The organism is Novispirillum itersonii subsp. itersonii ATCC 12639 (assembly GCF_000381985.1).
Lineage (GTDB): Bacteria > Pseudomonadota > Alphaproteobacteria > Rhodospirillales > Rhodospirillaceae > Novispirillum > Novispirillum itersonii.
In genome coordinates this window covers 1-6,697 of record NZ_KB907368.1, presented here as the reverse complement: position 1 = coordinate 6,697, position 6,697 = coordinate 1, and the positions used below count along the sequence as shown (strand labels likewise).

Genomic DNA, 6,697 nt, shown 5'->3' with positions numbered 1-6,697 from the left:
GGAAGCAGGCGGAGACGGCAGAAGGACTCATGGTCACGGTAGGACCGTAACCGTTCGCGGGCATAGGGCAGATACTGGCCGGTGACGAAATCAGCAAAGCTGGGGATGGCGCGGAGGCGGTCGCGCTGGGCCGCCGGATCGCCGCTCAGGGACACCTGAGCCCGCAGCTCCTTTGCTTTCCTGCGGGCCTGATCGGTGCTGATATCCCGCGCCTTGCCGATCTTGATTTCGCGGCTGCGCCGGTCGGCAGCGGTATACCGGAACCAGTAGACGATGCCGCCGGTGGGCCAGACTTCCATGGTGAAACCGGCGATCTCGGTATCGCTGATCCGCAGCTTCCGGCTTCCGTCGGGAACGGCGGGAGGGGCTTTTGCCAGCGCGGCAGTGATGCGGGCTTTCATGATAAGGGGACTCCCCGAGGACAAGAGGACCCCCGGCGGGCACCGGGGGCAACAATGGGCTGTTTGCGGTCTTTTGCGGGTGAGGCAGGGCCGTCAGGGCAGGGGCGGATCTGACGGATGGAAGCGGGAGAGGTCCAGCAGAGCGTGGTGGACCAGACCGGCAATCTCTGATGCCGGTGCCGGGATGTGGTCCGGATCGGTCAGGACCGCATGGCCGCCGTAGCGGGCGGTCAGCTCCCGCAGATGGAAATGCCGCCATTCGGGGATGGTCCGCAGGGTGAGGCCATAGAAAACATCGTCGGTGCGCTCGACCGGAAACCACGTCAGCTGATGCCAGCGGCAGGACAGGCGGAAGGGCAGAACCAGTTGGTCGGTCTCGCGGGCATCGGTGGACCACAGGGGCGGTAGATCGGTCAGGAAGAAACCGGACATGGGCGGGTCTCCGGTCGGGGGGTGAAGAGGAACCATGCGTCCTCGCTGGCAATGGAGACGGCGATGCCTTCCTGAACCGGCCACGCGTGGAGCTCCTCCTCGTCGGGCAGGGCATTGACGCAGGCCAGAAGATCATCGAGGCAGGCCGGGCGTCTGCCGAAGCGGGCGAGATAGGACAGGATGCCGCCGGGATCGGCTCCGGCCTGTCGGGCAGAGGGGAAGGGCACGGTGGTGATGATCCGGGGATCGTCGGGATCAGAGAAGCGGTCGATCAGGACCGCAAGGGGCGGGAGATCGGAAAGGGGCATGACAGTTTCTTTCGGGCAGCAGAAAGGCCACAGACCGGGCGGTCTGTGGCCTTCTGGCGGCGGTGAGATGGGGGCAGGGCTTCAGGGCTTCTTCTGGTCCAGCAGCGCCTTGGCGACTTCGGTGGCAACCAGAACAACGATCGGAATCCATACGGGCATCGGGGGTCTCCGTTGTGCGTTTCGGCAGCGGCAAAAGGCCGGGCCAACGGAATGAAATGGGTTTGATGGCTGAAACGGTTCCGCCGTCTTTGGCGCTTCCGGTTTCGGAGCGTGCCTCCTGTCGCCTTGGCAGGGCAGGGCGCTGACGAGGCAGGTTTTTTCCAGTGATTTCTGAGGGTGTTGTGTCCGCCTCGGATGCCTCGTCAGAATTTCAGAAAAGAAAGAAGAGGTGAGAATGCCCCCGGAAGGGAGGTTTTGCTTTTCTGCTAAGGCATCCGAGGCGAAGCCGGGAAGGCTTGCCGGTCATAGGGTTTCTTGCCTCCCCGGATCGCCTCGGCAGCAGAAAAGCCCCCGGTACCGAAGCGCCGGGGACCGCTCAAGGGGGGGGGACGGTCAGTGGGCTTTCCGCGCGCTCCGGCGGGTCGGCATCGGGGTCGGGATGGGGGCATCGGGCATATGAAGCCCGATGTCCCGTTCCGATGCCGCCTTCCAGCGGTCGTGATCGCGGAGTGCCCACAGATGCGGCTTTTGCCCTCCGATCCGCTTTTGCCCCAGCTCGGTTGCGCCCAAGGCCCTCAGGATCCGCCCGATTTCTTTCGGGCTGGGCTGATAGCGTGTCTGCCGGATCAGGTACTCCTGAATGTGGCGGACGGTTGTCACGTCGCGGTCCAGCGGTGGCTCGCCGCTGTCGAAGGCATCCCGGAGAAACTGCTCGACCGGGCTCAGGCTGGCGGTCAGCAGATCGGTCCGGCTGTTCGTCGCGGGTGGGCGGGCATGCGGCGAATATCCGGCCAGATCGCGCGTCAGGAGGAAATCCAGAACGATGCCGTCCCCTCCCCAGTTCAGCCAGCTGACGAGGTCGGCATAGGCTTCCGGGGGCCGGGGCGGGGCCTGCGTCCGCCAGACGAAAAAGCGGCGGTCATCCGGATCAATCTGGATCGGAACCACCTCATTACTGAGGATGAAGAAGTGGGCCAGGTTCGGGGTTTCGTAGGCTGGAACGAACTTCCTGTTGATCTGAACCGTCCGGCTGGTCAGCAGGGTTTTGATCACGCCTTTGGTGATGGCGTCTTTGGTGCAGGCCGCCTCTTCGACCACGATCAGGCTTTTATGGGCCAGCCAGTCATTGAAGGGGGAATGGAAGCTGGCCCCGGAGATGATGTTGGCATTGCCGTCGCCGATCAGCCGGGTCAGGAGTTCGGCGAGAAGGCTCTTTCCGGTTCCCTGCTGCCCGGACAGGACAAGGCCGGTGGACTGCTTGATGTCGGGATACTGAAGCAGGTGTGCCATCCAGTCGAGGGCATAACGGATTGCGACGGGATCATCATCGAAGAGGTAGTGGATATGATCCAGAAAGGGCGCGGGGTCGCCGGGGGTCGGAGGAATGGGAGAAGGTTGCCAGAGGTTTTCGTAGCTGATGCCGCGTTCTTCGACCCTGCGCCCCTGCCGGGGGAAGTACCCCAGCCGATCGACCTTTCGGGTGGCGTCGGCAAGAAGGAAGCGGACAACGTCGGTTTCGGTTTCGTGGGAGTGCATGGCGCGGACGGTGCGGTCATCGCGGTTCTCCTGACTGATCCGGTCCCAGAAGCTGCGGGTCTGAGCGACGAAGACATACCGTTCGGCGAGTGCGGCGGCGATGTCAGGGGGAGGGGTAATGCCCATGGAGAAAGTCCTTCCGGGCTCCGTCCGCAGACGCCCACCGTGGGCGGCTGTCGGCAGCGAAGCCTAAGGATCTGTTCAGAAGGCCCGCATAGGCGGCTAAGTGCCTGAAATCACGTCAGGGAATCCCCTGTCGCCGGATCAGGGCGACAGGGGGGCTGGATCAGGATTGAAGGGACTCTTCGATGAAGGCGGTCACGTCGCTGCGGCGGTACCGGACGACGCGGGGGGACATTTTGATGAAGGCCGGGCCGTGAAGGGGACGGCGGGCGCGCCAGCGTTCCAGCGTGGCGGGGGAGACGGACAGCAGGGCGGCTGCCTGTTCCGGGGTCAGCAGATCATCAGCATTGGGCAGGGACATGGACGTTCTCCGGTAATCAAAGGCAAAACCCCGGTCGAGGGCGCGACCGGGGGCCAATGTCCTGTTCTGTCGGAGAGGGTCTGCTTTGGCGGGAAAAAAAGGGGGGTGTTCTTTCGGTCAGGTCAGTATGCCAATGCTGGCGTCGTAAGCTGAGTATGGTGTCCACCAAACCCCAAGCAGGTCATAGGAATACGAATATTCTGAAATATGGTTCCGACTTTAATCAATCGTTTGGTTGTGCCATTGACATTTGCGAAAATTGCTGTTTCAGAAGGGCGGATCGCTTAGGTGCGGTATTTTGAGGCATTATGTAGTAGGCAAATTTAGATAGATAAGCTCTCAGAAATGCAGTGGATCTAATCGGCGTGAACGGGCATTATTGCGTCACCACTCCTAAGGCGCGAAGTTTTCCAATGACTACCCTCCATTACGTTCCTGACGACTTGCATGACCTCTACCACGTATTCGAATGGCGAAATGCGGCCGGGGTTCTAACCACGGCCTGCCCGGCGGAATGGCAGGAAATCATTAATGTTTTGAGGCAGTTCCGCCTTTATCGCTCCGAGATAGAACGGCCTGGTGGGAGAAAATCCCCGATTGCAGGCCGTCTTGATGGTGGATTTTATGACTTGGGGTGGGTAGAAAAGAGGTTCGATACATCCATCATCATTGATGGCGAACAGCTTCATACGCCAACCCATTCTGTGGACTGCTTCAAGGGAAAGGTGGCGTTAGAGGTAGAGTGGAACAACAAAGACCCGTTCTTTGACCGTGATCTAAATAACTTTCGCCTACTCTATGATCTGCGGGCTATCGACGTTGGTGTAATAATCACCCGTAGCACCGAGCTTCAATCCATTTTCGATGAGTTGGGTAAGGGAAGCTCTTACGGTTCCTCTACTACCCACCACGAAAAGCTTCTTCCCCGTTTAGACGGCGGTGGGGGTGGTGGATGCCCGATCTTGGCCTTCGCTATCAGCAAAGCCCTTTATGTGGATGATAGCGGGCATCCAGCCCAATTAGAGGAAGATGTTCAAGCCTAGCCTATCCCGCAACAAGCTCCTTGGTGCGGCGCTGAATGGCAGAGTTATGGGCATAGGTGTCCCACGTCGGCTCGTAAGTTTCATCGGCCTGATTGCCCCACACGTCCCACCCCGCTCGCACGCCACGTGCAAACATTTCCAAGTATGGGCCGGGGCTGCATTCTTGGATCAATTCGTATTGCTCATCTGGCTTGCGCGAGTGTTCGCGCTTTCGGGTGCCGATGTAATTCACTTGGGAGCGGGCCGGAGCCAAGGTTCGAGCATTCTTGCCTCGTACTCCAAACAGGATCAGTTCGGTGACATTGCGGAAATAGAATCCAACGCCTCGCCCATCCGACCCCCCATCCTTGCGCAGCTTGTGCCAGACGATATTGGTTTTATAGGTGAAGCCCCACGCTTTCAATACCTGCAAGCCCTCAGGTAGCAATGCATTGGGCACCCACATATACAGGTGCGAAGTTGTGTCGGCGATATCCGAGACGGGCAGGGAGCAAATCTCTTCAATGCTCATGGTTCCATAGCGCGCCAACCGACGATGTTCGGGGGCCATCTTCCCAGTGCGGTTTTCAAAGCGCCATGGCGGATCAGCTAGAATCGTAGAATACCGCTTGTTGCCTGCGAATTTGAGCAAATCCTGCGCGGCTTGATTCATGTCCGCATCATGCATGTTCCGTGTCCCTTATATACTCTTGGGCCTTAGCCCCGCCAAACCGCCCTTTTGCGGCTGCGCCGCGTGGCTTGTTCGGTGTGATCTCAATGCGGTCTAGAACTGATCGGAAGTCTATTCCGTGTTCGGCCATCTCTCCCATCAAGGCTACGATAACCGCCAGATGTGACGGAACCGCACCTTGTCGAGCGTAGTTGGTGATTGAATTAGGGTTGAGCTTGATTAACTCCGCAAATTCACGTGCGGTTACTCCCGCCTTCCCTAATTGCCGTTTAAATTCGTCGTATGTCATGCCTTGGATCATCAGGCATTGCACCTTCCTGTTACCGCAGTTTATGTTATATACACATGAAAAAGTGTGTTTGGCAAATTCATTTATTTGTCTATGGCCTTAAAAGTTGGAGCATGAGGCGGCAGGCAAGGAGGAAAAGGCCTCCGGATTGGCATCTTCCACCGCGAATAGATTCAACTTGGCGTCCAGATTGGACTAAATTCACGCACAATTCAGTGGTCTTGGTCTTGGGCTCGGCGGCAATGATCTTGTCCGTTACTTGACAGCTCATTTGCCGCAAAGTGGACCGAACATGACTTTCGCCAAAGGGGGGCGTCTTCAAATGTAGTTAATGCGCGTAGATTACCGCTCTGCGGAGGGGCTACGCTAGGGAGGGCCTAGTATGTCTGCTACATAATGCTGGGATTCTAAGGATATCAGATGCATCTAGAGCATATTCGCATTTGGAAGCTTTTTTAATGATGTATTGGTTATGCCTGTTTTGGCTGATTTATTGTCTATGATGTCAGTCCCCTCTTGGTCCTCGTTGTCCTTCGCGGGGACATGCCGGTATCTGCGGCCCTTCCGGCCCGAAAAGCTGATTTCCCGCAAGGCAATCGTAGGAACAGGCGGGCCAACGCGGGCTTCTGTCGGTCATCGGTTCCGGATGCTCCGCGAACTCTTAATCAGCGGGTCCAAGGTTCGAATCCTTGTGCACCCACCATATTTTGAAGGTCTACCAAAGCCTTCGGCCTAAGGCCCGGTCACAGCGACCGGGCCTTTTGCGTTTGGTCCCCCGCGTGTCCCCGAAACGGCGGTCCGGGGGAAAAAAGGGAAGGGCGGGGAGCGGCCCTTCCGGGCCGTTCCCCCTATTCCGCCGCCGTCAGAAACGGGGCGGCCAGCCGTCCGGCGATGTTGGCGGCATCGACGAGGCGGTCGTTCTGGAAGTGGCTATAGCGCCGGGTGGTGCTGATCTGGCTGTGTCCAAGGATTTCTGCCACCTCGTAGATCGGCCTGCCGTGATTGACCAAGGTACTGGCAAAGCTGTGCCGCAGATCATGAAGCCGAAGATCCCGTGCCAGTCCGGCCCGGGCCTTGACCCGGTCCCAGCATTTCCTCACCCCTTCGAGAGGACGGGCCGGGTCTGCGCCGGGGAAAACCCACGGACAGCCCGGCGGATGGGGCAGAGACAGCAGAACGGCCACCGCCGCATCGGACAGCGGAATGTGCCGCCGCCGTCCTGATTTGGCCCTCGGCACCTGCCACAGACGGCGGGGGATATCGACATCCTCCCAGCGCATGTTCAGGGCCTCGCTGCGTCGGGCTCCGGTCAGGGCGAGAAGGGCGATGCAGGTTGCGGCGGTCCGGCTGGGTTCGGCATCAAGGGCCAGAAACA

The 6,697-nt window shown here is 59.3% G+C and carries 9 protein-coding genes; 1 reads left to right on the top strand and 8 read right to left on the bottom strand.

All coding sequences use genetic code 11. From position 1 onward, the window contains the following. From G365_RS0119590 to G365_RS0119570, 5 genes are all read right to left on the bottom strand, one after another. Positions 1-401: Arm DNA-binding domain-containing protein (locus G365_RS0119590; protein ID WP_019647229.1), on the bottom strand; the 401-nt coding region annotated here is incomplete at its 3' end. A 93-nt stretch (positions 402-494) separates the two neighbouring features. Beyond that, positions 495-833, bottom strand: a complete 339-nt coding sequence (locus G365_RS0119585) for a hypothetical protein (protein WP_019647228.1) — start codon at positions 831-833, stop codon at positions 495-497. After that, complete coding sequence (locus G365_RS0119580) at positions 815-1,141, bottom strand: hypothetical protein (protein WP_019647227.1); 327 nt, start codon at positions 1,139-1,141, stop codon at positions 815-817. Before G365_RS0119580 ends, G365_RS0119585 begins: the two co-directional genes overlap by 19 nt. 552 nt (positions 1,142-1,693) lie before the next feature. Further along, positions 1,694-2,962, bottom strand: a complete 1,269-nt coding sequence (locus tag G365_RS0119575; RefSeq protein ID WP_019647226.1) for a DUF5906 domain-containing protein — start codon at positions 2,960-2,962, stop codon at positions 1,694-1,696. 160 nt (positions 2,963-3,122) lie between these two features. Further along, a complete protein-coding gene (locus G365_RS0119570) occupies positions 3,123-3,320 on the bottom strand; it encodes a helix-turn-helix transcriptional regulator (protein ID WP_019647225.1) in 198 nt (65 codons plus the stop codon). A 413-nt stretch (positions 3,321-3,733) separates the two neighbouring features. Here G365_RS0119570 and G365_RS0119565 point away from each other — a divergent pair, with 413 nt between their 5' ends. Beyond that, the gene (locus G365_RS0119565) at positions 3,734-4,363 is read left to right on the top strand and encodes a BglII/BstYI family type II restriction endonuclease (RefSeq protein ID WP_019647224.1); all 630 of its coding nucleotides are present in this window, start codon (positions 3,734-3,736) and stop codon (positions 4,361-4,363) included. A gap of 1 nt (position 4,364) precedes the next feature. Here the strand turns inward: G365_RS0119565 and G365_RS0119560 are convergent, their stop codons facing one another. From G365_RS0119560 to G365_RS0119550, 3 genes are all read right to left on the bottom strand, one after another. Beyond that, the gene (locus tag G365_RS0119560) at positions 4,365-5,030 is read right to left on the bottom strand and encodes an MT-A70 family methyltransferase (protein WP_019647223.1); all 666 of its coding nucleotides are present in this window, start codon (positions 5,028-5,030) and stop codon (positions 4,365-4,367) included. Beyond that, positions 5,023-5,322: a hypothetical protein gene (locus G365_RS0119555; RefSeq protein ID WP_026345523.1), complete on the bottom strand. Its 300-nt coding sequence runs from the start codon at positions 5,320-5,322 to the stop codon at positions 5,023-5,025. Before G365_RS0119555 ends, G365_RS0119560 begins: the two co-directional genes overlap by 8 nt. Positions 5,323-6,170: 848 nt before the next feature. Further along, a partial coding sequence (locus tag G365_RS0119550) for a tyrosine-type recombinase/integrase (RefSeq protein WP_019647221.1) occupies positions 6,171-6,697 on the bottom strand: 527 nt, incomplete at its 5' end.

What these genes read in the sequence shown, in the direction of transcription:
- G365_RS0119585 (WP_019647228.1), bottom strand. Translation starts at nt 833, where the DNA reads ATGTCCGGTTTCTTCCTGACCGATCTACCGCCCCTGTGGTCCACCGAT.
- G365_RS0119560 (WP_019647223.1), bottom strand. Translation starts at nt 5,030, where the DNA reads ATGCATGATGCGGACATGAATCAAGCCGCGCAGGATTTGCTCAAATTC.
- G365_RS0119575 (WP_019647226.1), bottom strand. Translation starts at nt 2,962, where the DNA reads ATGGGCATTACCCCTCCCCCTGACATCGCCGCCGCACTCGCCGAACGG.
- G365_RS0119570 (WP_019647225.1), bottom strand. Translation starts at nt 3,320, where the DNA reads ATGTCCCTGCCCAATGCTGATGATCTGCTGACCCCGGAACAGGCAGCC.
- G365_RS0119580 (WP_019647227.1), bottom strand. Translation starts at nt 1,141, where the DNA reads ATGCCCCTTTCCGATCTCCCGCCCCTTGCGGTCCTGATCGACCGCTTC.
- G365_RS0119565 (WP_019647224.1), top strand. Translation starts at nt 3,734, where the DNA reads ATGACTACCCTCCATTACGTTCCTGACGACTTGCATGACCTCTACCAC.
- G365_RS0119555 (WP_026345523.1), bottom strand. Translation starts at nt 5,322, where the DNA reads ATGACATACGACGAATTTAAACGGCAATTAGGGAAGGCGGGAGTAACC.